Genomic DNA, 17160 nt, shown 5'->3' with positions numbered 1-17160 from the left:
TGCTATCTTGTAAAACAAAATTAGATAAGTAAAATATTGATGAGTTAATGAGACAAGCTTAACGATAAACCGAAATGATTATAGGCTACGCAAGGGTTTCAACCCAAGACCAAAATTTAGATTTACAAACGGATGAATTGACAAGATTGGGATGTCAGAAGATTTACCAAGAAAAAGTGTCTTCGGGTAAAGAACGCCCTCAATTAATGAAAATGATTGAGAATCTTCGAGAGGGAGATTCCGTGATGGTTTGGAAGTTAGACCGATTGGCACGGTCATTAAAAGAGCTGATAAATCTGGTAGAAACTTTTAGATTAAAAAAAGTAAATTTTACCTCTATCAAAGATTCCATTGATACATCTACCGTTCAAGGGCGATTATTATTGAACATTTTTGGTTCATTAGCCGAATTTGAAAGAGATACTATCCGTGAACGCACCAAAGCGGGACTTTCGGCAGCCAAGGCAAGGGGTAGAATGGGTGGGAAAAAGAAGGGATTAAGTCCAGAAGCCAAGAAAAAGGCAGAAACGGCAGTAATGTTATACAAACAGAAGAAATCTGCCATCGAAATCGCAGGAATTATTGGAGTTGGTAGAGCTACTGTTTACCGATATTTAGAAGAAATGGGACAAGAACGAAATTTGCAAAATATTGAAAATCAATAACTTGTGAGACTTAGTTTAGATTTGGCCCAAATGGTGATTCCAGCCCAATACTGATAAAGAATACATGGCAGGTTTCAAATATATTGTAAGTCGTAATTTGGGTATTTCAACGCATTATGACAGTGACATGGGATTTGGTGCAGGGATTACGTTGGGTTATTGAGGTATTATTTCTTTTACACCATCAACACTACTCATGTTCATGTTACAGAAAGCTTCTGTAACAGAAATTAAGAGGGCTTAAGGTTTAGAATTAGAACAAACATTTTATTGAGCAATATGAGGCTGTACAAATAATACAGCCTCTATTTTAACAAAAAGGAAAGACCTTTATATTTTAAATTGTACTGTAAAATAAAAACTTCTACCATCAGACGGCAAAATTCCTGGACCTGGATAACCTGTAGCTCTTCTGGTAAAATACATTTCATTAGCAACATTGTTAATACTTGTTTCTAGCTTAATCTTCTTGAAGTCATAAGAAAAGCTTAAATCCATAATTTTATAAGCTGGAATTAATCCTATTACAGATGATATTCCCCCATCTCTAGCATTTGTCGCATCCGAAAATTGGTCTGTTAAGTAGGTAAATTGAAATGAGCCTTTCAGTTTTTTGTAGCCGACTTTTAGGCCTGTTTTAAGGTTTATTTTAGGTACAAATTCAACCTCATTGCCTTTTACTCCTACCATCTTACTTTCACGATATTCAGATTTAATCAATGCAAGGTTACCGAATAGCACTGTACTTATATCTTGATTTTCTGGCTTAAATAATCGGAAGAAATCAGCTTCTGCATACGATTCTATCCCCATAATCACAGCTTGCCCTACATTAGTTCGTAAACGTAATATTCTGTTGCTCTCGTCATAAAATTGTATTTCACCTATCCTGTTATTATAATTTAGGTAAAACAAGCTAACATCGTAATTGTAAAAAGATGTTTGGTGACTTCTAATACCAAGGTCTATTGAATATCCCTTTTCATCCTTCATGTCAGGGTCTATCACCGACGAAGGATTTGAAATACGCATATCACTAAAGGTAATCGAACGATAGTTTTGCGAAATGTTACCATAGATTTCAGTCTGTTCAAATGGTTTAAAGCTAATGCCAATTCCAGCCAACACAAATTGGCGGTTATTTACACGTACTTCATCTGTTCTGGTAATATTGATTACGTTTCCTGCTAAATCACGCATGATACTCCCATAATAACCATCAGCTTTAGTACTAATATATTCATAGCGTATACCAGGAGTTACGGAAAGTTTATCGTTTAGGTAGAAAATATTTTCAGCAAACAATGATACATTTCGGTTGGGGAAACTGTAATCGTATGTAATAAAGCGTTCGGGCTCTACAAAATTAAAGTTCGCATCTTTTCCTGTACTTCCTAGTCCTTGTAAACTGTGGTTGAATCCATGATAATATCTTCCTCCTACTAACAGTATAGATTGTTTTTTGGCGATAGAGTAACGTTTTAAATACCTTGTTTCTGTTCCCCAGTTTTCAAATTCTCCTTTTATTAAATCTCGGTCGCTGTTATCATCAATAGTTGCTACACGGTTTGGTCTAAACCCTAACGAATATCGGTGAGCTGACAGCCCAAATAAACGGAGATTAAACTGGTTGGTTTCGTTAAACTTATGATCGAAATGAACAGCCAACATATTCCAATTTACATCAAACCAATTACGTTCTCGGTTCGTTTGTCTTGGATCTTGTGCAAACATAGCATCTGACAGCCCCCCTGGTTGTTTGGCTAGGTAATCCATGTGGGTTACATCTAAGCCAACAGAGGTTTTTTCTGATATTTTATAATCTATATATGAATAAAATGTGTAGCTATTAAAATGTGAATTTGCTCTCCAGCCATCGGCTTTTTTATATTGAAAAAAAGTATAATAGCTAAGTTTCCCTACAGTACCACTTGCACTGGTAAAAGCATTATAAAATCCAAAAGAACCTACAGTTTGCCTCGCCACTACTTCAAGTTTTTTATCAAGAACGGGTTTCCGCATGATAAAATTAATGAGCCCTCCAAACTGAGTACCATATTGAAGTGACGCTGCTCCACGAACAATTTGGATTCGTCCCACGGCTTCTACCGGAGGGGTATAATAACTTTCTGGATAACCCAAGGCATCGGCACTTATATCATATCCGTTTTGTCGAACATTGAAGTTCGACGTTCGGTTGGGGTCTAATCCTCTTCCTCCGATACTTAGTTGTAAACCACCACCCTCATTTTCCCATATATTAAGACCAGCTACTCTTGAATAAATTTGTCGGGCATTGTTGGTTGATAAATTAGCAACTAGTTGATCTGGTGTAATTACTTCCGACTTCTTGCCTTCATAAATACCCATATTTTCAACACCTCTTAATCTTGAAAAACCGAAATCGGTTTTCTTATCCGATACCACAACTTCATTCAGTGTTTCATCACGTGAAGAAAGGTAAATTACTATTTCTTCATTTTTACCTGTGATAACAATTTTGTGTTTTATGGGCTTAAAATCTGGAGAAATAACTTGTAAAGTATGTTCTCCGTTAGTGATAGAAGGGAATATGAATATGCCTTCAGCGTTAGAAAACGTTTTATGATTGCCATCAAGATAAACCGCCGATGCTGCCACCAAGGCACTATCGTTTTTTGATTTAATAATACCTTTCAAACGGTATTGAGCAAAAGTATATGTTGCAAAAAAACAGATTATAACTGTACTAAAAACCTTTAATTTCATTATTGAGGGGAATAATCCAGGATTTATGCTGGAAGGATTCTATTTCTTTGGCTAAATCAGTAGTAGGATTAATAAATGTTTTACCCAACCTACCATTCAGGGTAACATAAGCATCGACATATACCTGAGGTGATCGAAAGCCTTGGCTTTGATAATAATCTCTCAAGATATGTGCATAATATAAAATCATATCTGGCTGAGTAGCCATCATTTTTTCTTGTAGGGTTGTCAAGAACTCTGTATTATTAACTATCTGTTGGTGTCCATCATTATCCTTTACAGTAAACTGTGCATTACCTGCCTTTTCCATCAACATTACTCTCCACGAAAACCGATAGCCTTCTTCCGTCCAAAAAAGTTCATCAGGATACATCAGGTACCTAAATGGAAATATCAACTGGACAGTGAAGAATATCACAAACCCACCTATTAAAAGCTTATTGGCTACAGGAGTAAACGAATAAGTTTTATCAGCCTGTAAAAAACTGGCTGGTACTTTCAACACTCTTGCAAGTTGTTGAATAATGCTTTGGTGGAAATTAGGAGAGAAAAAAATCAATGCTGTCACTATCATAATATATGGAAACATACCGATAGGAAACAACAAGGCCGTAAAAACATGAAAAACTACAACAGTTAAATAAGCGATTGGCCTTGTTGTAGAGTTCAATAGGAAAAAGACGATAGTTAAATCATATACACATCCGAACCAACTAAAAACATAGGGTGCCCATGAGTAATTGAACAAAAAACCTATGATAGGCATATCATTACGTGCTGGAAGCCATATCTTTAGAGGTAAAGCTTCTAGAAGCCAATCGCTATTTAATTTGGCAAGCCCAGCATAGAAATAAAGTATAAAAACCAACAACTTGATAACACCTATACACCATGCAGGCACTTTATCTACCAATAAGGCTTTGTTCTTGTAGGCATCTATTGAAAAATACCTATGGGCTGGTAGAAACACCATGATTAAACAAAGTAAACTGATAAAATAATAGTGGTTTAAATAAGTGCTTTTGTCCATGAGTTCTATATAAGTAAAACTCAGGAATAAGCTTACAATGGCTATTCTATAAAAATAGCCTATCATTACCAAAATCGACGACGCAATACACACTACAAACAGCATGTAAGTATATTGCCCTAAAGGACGAATAAACTCGAATCCGTAAAAAGGGAAAAAATAATGAGGCTTTATGTACAAATCATAAATCCAACCTTTGCTCCAAAAGCGCAAAAGACTTACGAAAAGCATAAAGCCCAGAGCAATTCTGAATACTGCCAATGGTGCAACAGAAGTCTCTTTTTTAAAATAATTAGTATATAAAGTGTTGTTAAGCCAAGGATTAGTCACCGTCATTATCAGTATAAGTAATGGTTATGCTCATAGCCGAGGTCATATCTACTTTTAGCATTCTTATCGCTTTTTGTAGTTCAGTATAAACAGCCTTCATCGCTACGTTATTATCTACCACTTCTTGGTAAAAATTAGGCTTTAACGCATCTATTTTAGCTTTATTAGCCACAAACTGTGTATTGATTATTTCACTTAATAATTTTCCTGTAGTAACATCTTTTGCCACTAAACCATCAAGATAGCTTTTGAAAGAAGGGCCTTCTGCACCAGTTTTTACATTTTTACCATTAAAAAAGTCAACAGCTGCTTGATGTGCACTTAGTGCCAATGCTTTAGAAATATTCTTTTTATAAAATGCTTCTACTTTATTTGCCGACACAACACCATTGAGCATAGCTCCTGATGGAATACCGAATTTACCAGAACGGATAAATCTTTCATAATGTAAAATATAGCCATTTATCATTTCACCCATTGGCGAACCAATATCTGTACCCGTCTTTGAAATAAACTCACTGCGATAAGTACCCCAGCTGCTTATTACTTTGGTAATAAGCTCATTCATGTGGTCAACAATTCGTTTAACGTATGCCAAACGCTTGGCACCATCTGTAGATGATTTAAAATAGGCTATGATTTCAGCATCGGTACTTCCTGTTCCATTCAATAAATAATCTAATGCAGGAAAACCTTGTTTGTCGTAAGCGGCAGTTACTTCAAAATTTTCAGACGGATTGTTTATGTATGTTGCAATGCCAGCAACATTTGTTGGATATATATTGAAATAATTACGAATCCCTGTCTTGGTTCCTGGACCAAAATCAAAACCTTCAACAGTTTCCCAACTGATATAAGCATCTACCCATGCTTGGCGAAATTCAGTAAGTGTAGAGGCTTCAGGCTTGGCAATAAAAGCTTGAGACTTAGTAGACATCAAATCCAATTTTGCTTTAAAATTGGTATAGGATGGCACAATGACATTATCGGCCAAATTGGTCAATATTGCGGCACGATCTTTATTCAAATCTGGCGTTGTATTTTGTGGGTCATCAGTTTTTGAACATGCCAACATCAATACAATTGCAATCAATAAAATACTTACTTTTTTTAAGTCTATTCTAGTCATCACATTAAACGATAATATGGGTTGACAGCAATACCATTGCCACCAACCCACTTGGTTACTATTATTAAAAAATAAGTTCTTATAAAGCGAACTTTGCTTTGATGGCATCAGACGCTGCTGAAATTTTAGCAGGAGTTAAGTCCCAATATCCATTTGCTGAACCTAACAATGCTGTTAAAATATCGTCTGAAAACTTAGCATTTGCACCATTAACTGTACAGAAACGTAAAGAATAGATAAAACCAGCACCTTCACCAATATCATGAACTTTGTCTGCTTCAGAGGTTCTATTTCCCCATTTTCCTAAATAACCTACTGCTGCTGCCGCAATTGCTTTTTCAAACGCTGCTTTAATAAAATCAGCTTGTTTTTTCAATTCTGTTTTGTCGTTATTAACAATCGCTGCACGACCTTTCAAGAACGCAAGGTGAACTTGTGGATAAGCCGCTTGGTTGTATTCCCATACATAAGAGCCTAACGCAAATTCAGTTGTACCTCTTACTGTATTTGTAGAACCAGCTAAATACGCTTGGTTTAATGTTAAAAAAGCATAGGCTTCGTCCCAGTTTTGCTCTAATTGAGAATAGTTTTTACCTGTTACAAGCTTGCTATTATCAGCATCCAGCCCTTTGGTTAACAATACATTACCAATATAGTCATACTGTAAAGCACCAATTAATGATTTTTGAATAATTTGGTTTGTTTCAATACCTTTAGCATCAACCAAACGACTCCCTAACTTTCCTGCTTTACCTTTTTCAGCAGTCGAAGTAATTGATTTACTTGCTTCAGCAATTTCACCAAAAAGCGTTTCTATTTTTGCTTTTACTACTTCTGCCTCGGCTGTTGACCAAGAAGAAGCTACAGTATTACGTAACTGTACACCTGAAGTATTTAGTTTAGTACTATCAACAAATGGGTTATTAGTATTAGCAAACATATTTTTCAACACAGTAGCATTTATCACTTTATTACCACTAATTGATGAACTCATTGAAGTATTTAATGCCTGAAACATTTTATAACGGTTATTACCATTACTTAAATCTACTGTAGTTTTTCCTCCGTCAACAAAAGCATTACTATATGGTGTGGTAGCTGTCAATGTTGCGTAATCAATTTTGGTAGTACGTAATGGTGCCACTACTGCATCATCATCTTTACACGAGGTCATGCCTGCAATTGCTAAAGCAACTAACACAAATTTCATTTTGTAGGTTCTCTTAAACATTGTAATAAGGAATTAGTTATTTATTTATATTCAAAAATTTATTTATTCTTTGTTAATTATATTTAGACTTATTCCAAACAAATAGTCAAAAAAATAGGGCTATTTTATAGCACCTCTATAGTCCTCCCATTTATAGCCAATACCGTATATAGTATTGAGGTATATTTTGCATCCAGCATCACTCATCTTTCTTTTAAGATTCTTGATATGTGCATAAATTATATCTGCATTACTTTTGGAATCTTCTAACTGTCCCGACAAATATGTCAGCAGAACATCTTTGGTAACTACTTTATTTTTATGTTCTAAAAAGAACACGAGTAATTCAAATTCTTTTTTTGTTAATCCAAGCAATACTTCATTCACCAAAACAGACTTCGCTAACAAATCAATCTGCAATTCATTATACCTGATAATATTTTTACTGCTCAATTTACTTCTTCTTAGCAACGAGAATATCCTGGCTACTAATTCTGATGCTTCATAAGGTTTATTCAAAAAATCATCTGCCCCTTGATATAAAGCATCTATCTTTTTTTGAAAAGAATTATCTGAAGAAATAACAATAAGCCCAGCATGCTTATTAGTTTTCTTTATTTCTTTAATGAGTTGTAAGCCTTTGTTTTCCTCGAATGTCAAGTCAACTACAATACAATCGTATATAGAATTTTTAATTTTTTGCTTCAATTCTAGGGCGTTTATTACGAACTCTGTCCTATGTCCCATTCCTAATAAATCATTGGCAATCTCATCGCTAAACTTCCCAGAACTTTCCATTATGAGAATTTCCATGTCACAAAATAAAGAGTGAATTCTGAATTTTTTTTAAATTAATCTAATTCTAAATAATATTTTTGACGACTTTAGCTTTTAGAATCATTTGGAAAACCTTTTTTATTGCTGATAAACTTACTTTTGAATATTTAAAACCAATATACAACCCAGAAGGATAGAGCAATCAAGTAATTTTATTTTCTCAAACGAGTCAAGCAACTAATGAATATTTAATTAAATAAAACCCTTTACGGTAAATTGTAAGCGTTCGTTGCGTTACTAAAAAATATTTTTAATCTTGTGTTCACAAGTAATAGCACTTTATTTATAAACTTTAGCAAACTATGAAGCTTTTATTGGTAGAAGATGAGCAATTTCTTTTAGAAGAAATGGATACTTACCTGACTGAACAAGGTTATCGTTGCGAAAAAGCAACAACATATACTGAAGGGCAGGAAAAACTACATTTGTATCATTACGATGCCATCGTATTAGATATTACTCTTCCTGGTGGTAACGGATTATCACTACTTGAAATATTAAAAAAGCAACATAAAAATGTGGGAGTCTTGATTTTATCAGCCAAAGATTCTTTGTATGACAAAATAACAGGTTTGGAAATGGGTGCTGATGATTATATTACAAAGCCTTTTCATCTGGAAGAACTCAATGCTAGAATTTTCTCCTTGCTAAGAAGAAGAACTTTTGATGGAGAAAATGAAGTAAAGTTTGACAGTCTTGTTATTAATATGGTTACTAAGACTGTAAGTTATAAAGACGAATCTATTGTTTTAACTAAAAAGGAATATGAACTGCTATTATATTTTATTGTCAATAAAAATCGTGTTGTAAGTAAACAAGCTATAGCAGAACACCTTTGGGGAGATCATTATGATATGGCCGAAAATTATGATACTGTATATGTTTATACGATGAATTTACGAAAAAAAATCACCACATACACAGGAATTGACTATATCAAAACGGTATATGGAATGGGATATAAATGGATTGCGTAATGAATAAATAAAACGTTTTAGTTTAGAAAATGACTTTACTTCATAAAACTACAAGAGACTATTTAATTGCCTCTGTATCTATTCTAATATTTACGGGATTTACTCTTTTTGTGATACTCCAAAAAGCAGTAAGTGATGAAATGAATGAGCAATTAGAATTGCAAGCAGATCAAATTTTTGAGAGCATCAGGCTTGGTAATCATGTCAATGCCCCATTGATTAAAATAGAAAAAGTTACAAATAATACATCCTTAGGACTGATTTTTGGAGATTCTATGGTTTATGACCGAGTTCAAAAAGAAATAGAAGAATATCATTACCTTAAAGAAACCCAACGAATAGGAGACTCTCGATACCATGTAACAGTAATGAGTTCGCACATTGGTTGGGATAATTATTATCTGACTATCTTCTTCATTTTTCTATTGACGGCTATTTTACTTACTCTTTCTGGCATTTTAATTAATTATTATTCTAATAAGAAGATTCTGAAACCTTTTTTTGAAAATTTAAAGAATGTTCAAGCCTTTTCGGTTAGCTCACCTCATAGTCTTCAACTTCATGATTCAGCTATCACAGAATTTAAAGAATTAAATTTTACACTAAAAGACCTAACAGAAAGAAGCAAAAAAGAGTATTTAGCTCTCAGAGAGTTTACAGAAAATGCTTCTCATGAAATTCAAATCCCTTTAAGTATTATTCAATCTAAGCTTGATAGGATGAGCCAACTTGAGATTACAGAACAAATGGCTAGTTATATTACACAGGCAAAATCTGGTGTAAATCGTTTATCAAAGATGAACAAAAGTCTTTTATTACTGGCAAAATTAGATAATCAGCTATTTACGGAACAACATGAAATCGTTTTTAACGATGTTTTAGATTCACATCTTCGAAATATGGAAGATCTTTTTTTAGCTAAAAATATTAATTTAATAGAAACATTAAACAAGACAATTATCCATTCCCATCAATATTTGATAGATATATTAATTTCAAATTTTCTTTCGAATGCACTTAAATATACCTCAACAAATGGTACAGTTAAGATAAGTCTGAAAAACAATATACTCATGATTTCCAATACTGGTTCTCCCTTAGGTTTTCCAGATGAATACATTTTTGATAGATTCACCAAGAATCCAGAGAATACTTCATCAACGGGATTGGGGCTAGCTATTATTAAAGAAATTTGTGTGTTAAATCGTTGGACTTTAACTTATCATTTCCAAAATGGTTGGCATACATTTATCATTGTTTTAAAACAAACAAGTTAACTAATACATGTTCGTTCTGAAGTCAACAATAAAATAAAAGGTAGTCTCAAATTATATTATTGGGATAGTCTTACTTATTCCTTCCATTTTGGAAGTTTTAAACGGACACAAGATCTACTCATGTCTGTCACTTTTAGTCCAATTTTGCCGTAATTTTTTAGTGCTATTTTGCGTATTTTTAGCAAAAAAACTTAGCGTTAAATTTGACACACATCAGCCCAATTTTGCTGTAAATTTTTAGTAGTATTGGGGTGTTTCTATCTATACATTTAGACTTGATTTTTATGAAACACAAGTCTAAATTTCATGTAGTAAATTCGGAGTGAATCAGCTATTCTACCCTTTCCTTTTTATTGGCAAAAGCTAATATCTGGTAAAATATTGCCTTATTTTTATTGAAAAGATTTCTCTGATGGTTTTATTTGAATACATCATCGAATCATGGACTTTCTTAACTTCGGGAGCAATTATTTGGTATTGTTTGTTTAATCCAATAAATTTTCTTCCTCCTTGCATACCCTTTTCCTTGGCAATTCTTAACCCTTCTAAAGTGTTTTCTCTTCTTAAACTTCTTTCGGTATCAGCCAAAATACACATCAAACGATAAAATAAGTCTCCCATTGGAGTGGTGGAATCAAAAGACTCGTTCAAAGATTGTAGGTGAATTCCTCTCAATTTCAATTGTTCAATCAGTTTAATAAGTTGAACCATATCTATTCCTAAGTTTAAGAATCTACAAACCACAATGGTATCGCCCTCTTTTGCCAAAGTTAATAATTACTCAAACTCAATTTGAATAAACTTTACACCCGAAACTTTATCCGTAAAGATTTTCCAGCAGCCTTCCAGACGAAGAATATCTAACTGCAAATCTATATTCTCTTCCGATGTCCAAGTCAGTGCATACCCAAATTTTATCATGGTAAATGCTTATCAAAGTGTTTAATTTGAGGTATTCAGTTCCATCATAAATTGTTTTTATTCAACCAGTTAAATAGATTAGATTCAGATGTTCCGTAGCGTTTGGCTATAAACTTTTTGGTTGAACCATTTTTTATCAAAGCTTCTATTTCTACTTTATACTTATCAAGTTTACTTTTTCCAGCACCTTTGGGTCTGCCAAGTTTGACTCCACTAGCTTTTTTGGTTTGCAATGCTTCCTTAGTTCTTTTAGAAATCAAATCTCTTTCAATTTCTGCCACCATCGAAAAAACCATTGCCATCACTTTACTCTGGATGGTATCATCCAATTGCCATCCACCTTTTACGGTGTACATTTTAATTCCTTTTTGAGTAGCTATGGCAATGATTTCCATACATTCAAGCATACTCCTACCCAAACGAGAAAACTCACTTAACAACACTGAATCTCCTGCTGAGAGTTGATTAATAATTTCTCCTATTTTTCTTTCTCGCCAGTTTACCCTTCCAGACACTTTTTCTTCGACAAATTCAACTTTACCTAAATTTTTGTCATTAGCTAAATGTAAAATTTGGGCTTTGTTCTTTTCAAGGTCTTGGTCGATGGTCGATACCCTTAAATAAGCAATATTTCTTGTCATAATCTTGTAATTCTATGAAAAGGTATTAAATTGTATTATAATGAATTTATTCATTCTGTAATAATAGTAATATACATCGAATAATTCAATGTTACAATACGACCGTTTAAAATGGAGTATAAAAATACATTTTATCTTAAAAATTTATAAAATGGAAAAATGAACATTCCTTGAATTTATAGAATAATTGAACCTATTTTACAAAGTCGGGCAAGCATTAGTACAGTTGCTAAATATCACGATATTCCTATTAAGAACCCTTCAACATTGAAACAATGTTTTCCAACAAGATGGGATAAGTTCCTTGGAAAGAAAGAATGGAAATTCCTCAAAAAAACTTCATATCATAATGGCTGTGGTTCCATCTCAGCATATAACTTATAAGTTTGTTTAAAACTAAAAATTGAACCAATCCATTTCTTACCTGTTAATCCACGCAGTATTGGCAAAAGCATTGCAAATACTGCCAAAAACTGTTTGATTACTGGTGACTTCTTGAAGGCAAAGTAGCACTGAAAATTCACGATAAGAATGAAGTAAAAGTGAGATGTTTAGGCCCAAATGGCGATTATATTACTTTTATTTAGCCATATTCTTTTTTTTTGTAGATTCTATACTTAAAAATAATCTTAAAAATATTGATTAGACTGAACTTTTTTGACAAACCTTTTGTAGTTTTGTAGAACGATTACTTAGAAATAAAATTGAAAAAACTAATTAAAGAAATATCGAGCCTACAAACAGGGTTCTTTGGAAAGCCTTCTGGCAAAGGAAATGTGATGTATTTGCAGTCCAAGCATTTTAATGAACATGGACAGTTACAAAATATACTTTATCCAGATTTAGAGGCTGATAATATTTCAGAAAAACACCTTTTAAAAGAAGGTGATGTGCTATTTGCGGCTAAAGGAACGAAAAACTTTGCAGCCGTTTTTGAGAATCATAATGAACCAGCTGTGGCTTCAACGTCCTTCTTCGTTATAAAACTGATGGACAATAGAATATTGCCTCAATATTTGACTTGGTTTCTGAATAGCTATGAGACACAAACACTTTTAAAAGGACAAGCAATTGGCACTTCTATTCCTTCTATTTCAAAACAAGTTTTGGAGAATCTGGAAATATCCGTACCAAATATCGAAACGCAAAAAGCGATTTTGCAAATTACAAAGCTTCGCAACAGAGAAAAGGAATTGAAACAGCAAATCGAAATGCTTCGTGAAAAACAAATTCAACAACAAATCATTAACGCAATAAAATAAATATAATGACAAAAATTACACAAAAAGACATTAACGATGCAGTTTGGAAAGCTTGCGACACATTTAGAGGTAGCATCGACCCGAGCGTTTATAAAGACTATGTGTTAACTATGCTTTTTCTAAAATATCTTAGCGATGTACATGATGATAAAATGGAGGGCTACCTTGAAAAATACAATGGGGATGCTGAACGTGCCAAACGTGCCATGCAACACGAACGTTTTATTGTGCCTGAGCAAAGTCACTTTAAATATTTGTATGACCATCGGAATGAAGCCAACATTGGCGAATTGATTGATATTGCTTTTACTGATTTGGAGGAAGCCAATCGAGAAAAGCTATATAGCGAAGATGGTTCGGGGATATTTAAAAATATCAGTTTTAACAGTAGTTTGTTGGGTGAACCAAAAGACAAAAACACTCGATTGAAAAATCTTTTGCTCGATTTCAACAAGGATGCCTTAAATCTTCGTCCTTCACATTTGGATGGTGTGGACATTATTGGTGGAGCATATATGTTTCTGATTGAAAACTTTGCCAGCGATGCCGGGAAAAAAGCTGGAGAATTTTTTACGCCAAAAGAAGTATCTACCCTCATAGCCAAACTTACTAAATCTAAGCCAGGTTCTCGAATTTGTGACCCTACTTGTGGTTCTGCTTCGTTGTTGATTAAAGCAGGTGAAGAAGTTGGTTCGGATAACTTCTCGTTGTACGGACAGGAAGCCAATGGCAGTACTTGGGCATTGGCGGTAATGAATATGTTTTTGCATGGCTTTGACAATGCCACTATTCGTTGGGGTGATACCATCCGAAATCCAAAATTGAAGGAAGGCGATATGTTAATGAAGTTTGATACTGTGGTGGCAAATCCTCCTTTTTCATTGGATAAATGGGGAAAAGTTGAAGACAAGGATGGAGATAAAACCACCGTTAGCTATGACCCAGAGACAGACAAATACAACCGTTTTTGGAGAGGTGTACCACCCAAAAGCAAAGGCGACTGGGCATTTATCAGCCACATGATAGAAACGCTGAACGAACATGGCAGAGCAGGAGTGGTAGTGCCACACGGTGTGTTGTTTCGAGGTAGCAGCGAAAGCCGCATACGCCAACGCACCATTGAAGAAAATCTGCTCGAAGCAGTGATTGGCTTACCTGCAAACCTGTTTTTTGGTACAGGCATACCAGCAGCAATTCTTATTTTCAACAAGCAAAAAAGCAGTAATAACTTTTTATTTATTGATGCCAGCAAGCATTTTGAAAGTGTCAAAAACCAAAATAAGCTGCGAGCGAGCGATATTGAACAAATAGTAAATACCTACCGTGACTTCACAGATGGTAAACTTGAGTTTGGGGTAATAGAAGATAAATACAGTTATGTAGCCACTCCAGAAGAAATACTGGAAAACGATTTTAACTTGAATATTCCTCGTTATGTGGACACCTTTGAAGAAGAAGCCGAAGTGGACATTGCAGACGTGCAAAAAGAGATTGTGCAACTGGAGGAAGAGTTGGTGAAAGTTCAAGCTGAGATTAGTCAATACTTAAATCAATTGGTGAAATAATGAATAATGATATAGCAGAAATAGAAGCGTTGAATTTTAGTAGTATTCCCAATGATTGGAAAAGTGCGAAAATTAATGAGATAGCTGATATCAAAGGTGGTTTCGCATTTGACAGCACCAAATTCAAAGAATTTGGAAAGTATCAGGTAATAAAGATGAGTAACCTTTATGAAAATCAACTTGATTTATCTAGGTCTCAATCCTTTCTTGATGATTTAACCGAGCAGGAGAAAGAATATGTCTTAACCCAAGGAGACATTATTATAACATTAACTGGCACAATAGGTAAGCGTGATTATGGATATTCATATCAAATAGAAGCGGAAGAGAATTTGCTGTTGAATCAGCGAGTGGCTAAAATAAAAGTGACCAAGGGAGACCCAACTTATGTTTCTTATCAAATTAAAACTAATAGATTTTTAAATCAGTTTTTCTTTTCTGCTAGAGGTGGGACTGGGAACCAAGCTAATGTTGGTATTCAAGATTTAGCTTCAATGAAAGTTATTCTGCCCCCACTCAAAGAGCAGAAAGCCATAGCCCAAGTGCTGAGTACGGCAGATTCTGCCATCAACACCACCGAAAAACTCATAGCTCAAAAAGAACTCCGCAAAAAATGGCTCATGCAGCAATTGCTTACGGGGAATAAAAGGTTGAAGGGCTTTGGTGAGGAGTGGAAAGAACATTCTTATGAAAAAATACTGAAAGTGGTAAAGCGAAATTTTGATTGGGATGAAAACGAATTATACAACCTGATTAGTGTAAGACGAAGGTCTGGAGGAATTTTTTACCGTGAGGCTTTGTATGGGCATCAAATTTTAGTCAAGACTTTACGCACTGCTAACGAAGGAGATTTTTTATTTTCAAAGATGCAAATTCTTCATGGGGCATCAGCTTTAGTTACAAAGGAGTTCGATGGAGCAAAGATTTCAGGCTCATACATAGCTGTGGTTCCAAAAGATAAGAAGCAATTGAATATGGAATTTTTTCAATGGTATTCACAAACACCATATTTCTATCATCAAACTTATATTTCAAGTTACGGCGTGCATATTGAGAAAATGACTTTTGATTTTGATACTTTCCTCCAACTCGAAATGAAACTTCCATCTATCCAAGAGCAAACCGCCATTGCCCAAGTTCTGCAAGCGGCAGATAAAGAGATAAGTCTGCTCAAAGCCAAAGCGGATAAGTTAAGAGAGCAAAAGAAGGGCCTAATGCAACAGTTGTTGACCGGAAAAATAAGATTAAACGTAAACGAATAATATGAATGTAGCAGAAAACTTTAGTCAATTTCTTTCAAATATTAAAATTAGTGAAGATAAAGCGGATACAATCTCATATAGGTATGGTCGTATTACTAAGGCTTTAAATATAGAATTTCGTGAAACGGAATCAAAAACAGCAAACAGTTTACAAGTTGGTTCGTATGGACGATATACTGGAATAAACGGTATTTCGGATTTAGATATGTTGTATATTATACCTGCTTCAAAATGGGCAGATTATATTAAATCAGGTGGACAAACTAAATTGCTACAAGATACAAAAGCAGCGATTGCGAAAACCTATTCTGAATCTGATATTAAGATTGATAGATGTGTAGTTACTGTAAACTTTACAGATTCTCATATTGATGTACAACCAGTATTTGAACTTGAAGAGCAAGACTACAAATACCCTGATACTTATGGAGATGGTTCATGGAAAATTACAAAGCCAAGAAAAGAAATGGATGCTATGGTAGAATTTGAGCAGAATAAGAATCGAAATCTTAGGAGGCTTTGTAAGATGGCAAGAGCGTGGAAAAATAAACATGGCGTTTGTATGGGAGGGCTTTTAATTGACACTTTGGCTTATAATTTCCTAAAATCAACAACTACCTACGATACAAAGAGTTTCTACTATTATGACGAAATGTGTAGAGACTTCTTTGAGTATCTATATGACCAACCAAAAGACCAAACAGAATATGGTGCATTAGGTAGTAAGCAACGTGTAAAAGTCAGAAAACCCTTTAAAAAGAAAGCAAAGAAGGCTTTTGATTTAGCTGTAGAAGCAATTGAGACTACTTCTGACAAAACCAAACACAATAAATGGAGAGATATTTTTGGGAATGATTTTCCTAAATACGAAAGTGAAGAGAAGGAAGCCAAGGCGATTAATGAAAGCTACCATAACACGGAAGAATTTATTGAATCACAATACTCGGTTGATATTAGGTACGATTTGAAAATAGACTGTGAAGTAAAGCAAAATGGTTTTCGAGATGGCTTATTACGGGACTTTCTCGATAATAAGATCAGGTTAATGCCTAATAAGTCTTTAAGATTTTACATTGATAAAGTAGATGTACCTGCACCATATACAGTAAAATGGAAAGTAATGAATCGAGGGGAACAAGCAATAAAGCGAAATTGTATTAGAGGCCAGATTATGAGTGATTTGGGGTCTCTTGAAAGAAGAGAAAGTACAAATTTTAAGGGAAGTCATCTTGTCGAGTGCTACATAGTTAAGGATAATAAAGTGGTTGCGAAAGATACAATTGATGTACCCATTTCTGAATAACAA

Annotated in this window: 16 protein-coding genes; 7 read left to right on the top strand and 9 right to left on the bottom strand. The window is 34.3% G+C overall.

Annotated features, from left to right (window positions below):
* Positions 1 to 74: 74 nt before the first annotated feature.
* Entirely contained in the window at positions 75 to 665 is a 591-nt protein-coding gene (locus J2Y60_RS18330) for a recombinase family protein (protein WP_309922131.1), read from the top strand.
* Positions 666 to 995: 330 nt separating this feature from the next.
* Here J2Y60_RS18330 and J2Y60_RS18325 read toward each other — a convergent pair whose 3' ends face one another.
* From J2Y60_RS18325 to J2Y60_RS18305, 5 genes are all read right to left on the bottom strand, one after another.
* Entirely contained in the window at positions 996 to 3413 is a 2418-nt protein-coding gene (locus J2Y60_RS18325) for a TonB-dependent receptor domain-containing protein (RefSeq protein WP_309922133.1), read from the bottom strand.
* Complete coding sequence (locus J2Y60_RS18320) at positions 3394 to 4779, bottom strand: HTTM domain-containing protein (RefSeq protein ID WP_309922135.1); 1386 nt, start codon at positions 4777 to 4779, stop codon at positions 3394 to 3396. Before J2Y60_RS18320 ends, J2Y60_RS18325 begins: the two co-directional genes overlap by 20 nt.
* Entirely contained in the window at positions 4766 to 6010 is a 1245-nt protein-coding gene (locus tag J2Y60_RS18315) for an imelysin family protein (RefSeq protein ID WP_309922137.1), read from the bottom strand. The genes J2Y60_RS18320 and J2Y60_RS18315 overlap by 14 nt, the downstream gene beginning before the upstream one ends.
* Positions 5982 to 7133: a DUF4856 domain-containing protein gene (locus tag J2Y60_RS18310; protein ID WP_309994717.1), complete on the bottom strand. Its 1152-nt coding sequence runs from the start codon at positions 7131 to 7133 to the stop codon at positions 5982 to 5984. Before J2Y60_RS18310 ends, J2Y60_RS18315 begins: the two co-directional genes overlap by 29 nt.
* Before the next feature lie 99 nt (positions 7134 to 7232).
* On the bottom strand, positions 7233 to 7925 hold the full coding sequence (locus J2Y60_RS18305) for a response regulator transcription factor (protein ID WP_309922142.1): 693 nt from the start codon (positions 7923 to 7925) through the stop codon (positions 7233 to 7235).
* A 326-nt stretch (positions 7926 to 8251) separates the two neighbouring features.
* Between J2Y60_RS18305 and J2Y60_RS18300 the strand changes: the two genes are divergently transcribed.
* Together J2Y60_RS18300 and J2Y60_RS18295 are read left to right on the top strand one after the other, a co-directional pair.
* Positions 8252 to 8926: a response regulator transcription factor gene (locus J2Y60_RS18300; protein WP_309922145.1), complete on the top strand. Its 675-nt coding sequence runs from the start codon at positions 8252 to 8254 to the stop codon at positions 8924 to 8926.
* Positions 8927 to 8955: 29 nt separating this feature from the next.
* Positions 8956 to 10203 carry a HAMP domain-containing sensor histidine kinase gene (locus tag J2Y60_RS18295; protein WP_309922147.1) on the top strand — a complete coding sequence of 416 codons (1248 nt, stop codon included), beginning with the start codon at positions 8956 to 8958 and terminating at the stop codon, positions 10201 to 10203.
* A 363-nt stretch (positions 10204 to 10566) separates the two neighbouring features.
* Here the strand turns inward: J2Y60_RS18295 and J2Y60_RS18290 are convergent, their stop codons facing one another.
* The 4 genes from J2Y60_RS18290 to J2Y60_RS18275 all read right to left on the bottom strand — a co-directional run bounded on the left by J2Y60_RS18290 (position 10567) and on the right by J2Y60_RS18275 (position 12289).
* Positions 10567 to 10971, bottom strand: coding sequence for a recombinase family protein (locus J2Y60_RS18290; protein WP_309922149.1), 405 nt, complete (start codon positions 10969 to 10971; stop codon positions 10567 to 10569).
* Positions 10972 to 10980: 9 nt separating this feature from the next.
* Positions 10981 to 11124: a hypothetical protein gene (locus tag J2Y60_RS18285; RefSeq protein ID WP_309922151.1), complete on the bottom strand. Its 144-nt coding sequence runs from the start codon at positions 11122 to 11124 to the stop codon at positions 10981 to 10983.
* Positions 11125 to 11168: 44 nt separating this feature from the next.
* On the bottom strand, positions 11169 to 11765 hold the full coding sequence (locus J2Y60_RS18280; RefSeq protein ID WP_309922154.1) for a recombinase family protein: 597 nt from the start codon (positions 11763 to 11765) through the stop codon (positions 11169 to 11171).
* Positions 11766 to 12109: 344 nt separating this feature from the next.
* Positions 12110 to 12289 carry a hypothetical protein gene (locus J2Y60_RS18275; RefSeq protein WP_309994715.1) on the bottom strand — a complete coding sequence of 60 codons (180 nt, stop codon included), beginning with the start codon at positions 12287 to 12289 and terminating at the stop codon, positions 12110 to 12112.
* 180 nt (positions 12290 to 12469) lie between these two features.
* Between J2Y60_RS18275 and J2Y60_RS18270 the strand changes: the two genes are divergently transcribed.
* Genes J2Y60_RS18270 through J2Y60_RS18255 form a run of 4 tightly spaced genes read left to right on the top strand, consistent with a single transcriptional unit; the run spans position 12470 to position 17157 of the window.
* Entirely contained in the window at positions 12470 to 13027 is a 558-nt protein-coding gene (locus J2Y60_RS18270; protein WP_309922157.1) for a restriction endonuclease subunit S, read from the top strand.
* 5 nt (positions 13028 to 13032) lie between these two features.
* The gene (locus J2Y60_RS18265; protein WP_309922162.1) at positions 13033 to 14592 is read left to right on the top strand and encodes a type I restriction-modification system subunit M; all 1560 of its coding nucleotides are present in this window, start codon (positions 13033 to 13035) and stop codon (positions 14590 to 14592) included.
* Positions 14592 to 15854, top strand: coding sequence for a restriction endonuclease subunit S (locus J2Y60_RS18260; RefSeq protein WP_309922165.1), 1263 nt, complete (start codon positions 14592 to 14594; stop codon positions 15852 to 15854). Before J2Y60_RS18265 ends, J2Y60_RS18260 begins: the two co-directional genes overlap by 1 nt.
* A gap of 1 nt (position 15855) precedes the next feature.
* Positions 15856 to 17157 carry a nucleotide-binding domain-containing protein gene (locus J2Y60_RS18255; RefSeq protein ID WP_309922168.1) on the top strand — a complete coding sequence of 434 codons (1302 nt, stop codon included), beginning with the start codon at positions 15856 to 15858 and terminating at the stop codon, positions 17155 to 17157.
* Positions 17158 to 17160 lie beyond the last annotated feature (3 nt).

This window comes from Arcicella sp. BE140 (genome assembly GCF_031456255.1).
Taxonomy (GTDB): domain Bacteria; phylum Bacteroidota; class Bacteroidia; order Cytophagales; family Spirosomataceae; genus Arcicella; species Arcicella aquatica.
This window is presented reverse-complemented; position numbering and strand designations above follow the sequence as displayed.

Excerpts from the sequence above, each read along its gene's own strand:
- J2Y60_RS18330 (WP_309922131.1), top strand. The coding sequence starts at position 75 with ATGATTATAGGCTACGCAAGGGTTTCAACCCAAGACCAAAATTTAGAT.
- J2Y60_RS18325 (WP_309922133.1), bottom strand. The coding sequence starts at position 3,413 with ATGAAATTAAAGGTTTTTAGTACAGTTATAATCTGTTTTTTTGCAACA.
- J2Y60_RS18320 (WP_309922135.1), bottom strand. The coding sequence starts at position 4,779 with ATGACGGTGACTAATCCTTGGCTTAACAACACTTTATATACTAATTAT.
- J2Y60_RS18315 (WP_309922137.1), bottom strand. The coding sequence starts at position 6,010 with ATGCCATCAAAGCAAAGTTCGCTTTATAAGAACTTATTTTTTAATAAT.
- J2Y60_RS18310 (WP_309994717.1), bottom strand. The coding sequence starts at position 7,133 with ATGTTTAAGAGAACCTACAAAATGAAATTTGTGTTAGTTGCTTTAGCA.
- J2Y60_RS18305 (WP_309922142.1), bottom strand. The coding sequence starts at position 7,925 with ATGGAAATTCTCATAATGGAAAGTTCTGGGAAGTTTAGCGATGAGATT.
- J2Y60_RS18300 (WP_309922145.1), top strand. The coding sequence starts at position 8,252 with ATGAAGCTTTTATTGGTAGAAGATGAGCAATTTCTTTTAGAAGAAATG.
- J2Y60_RS18295 (WP_309922147.1), top strand. The coding sequence starts at position 8,956 with ATGACTTTACTTCATAAAACTACAAGAGACTATTTAATTGCCTCTGTA.
- J2Y60_RS18285 (WP_309922151.1), bottom strand. The coding sequence starts at position 11,124 with ATGATAAAATTTGGGTATGCACTGACTTGGACATCGGAAGAGAATATA.
- J2Y60_RS18280 (WP_309922154.1), bottom strand. The coding sequence starts at position 11,765 with ATGACAAGAAATATTGCTTATTTAAGGGTATCGACCATCGACCAAGAC.
- J2Y60_RS18265 (WP_309922162.1), top strand. The coding sequence starts at position 13,033 with ATGACAAAAATTACACAAAAAGACATTAACGATGCAGTTTGGAAAGCT.
- J2Y60_RS18260 (WP_309922165.1), top strand. The coding sequence starts at position 14,592 with ATGAATAATGATATAGCAGAAATAGAAGCGTTGAATTTTAGTAGTATT.
- J2Y60_RS18255 (WP_309922168.1), top strand. The coding sequence starts at position 15,856 with ATGAATGTAGCAGAAAACTTTAGTCAATTTCTTTCAAATATTAAAATT.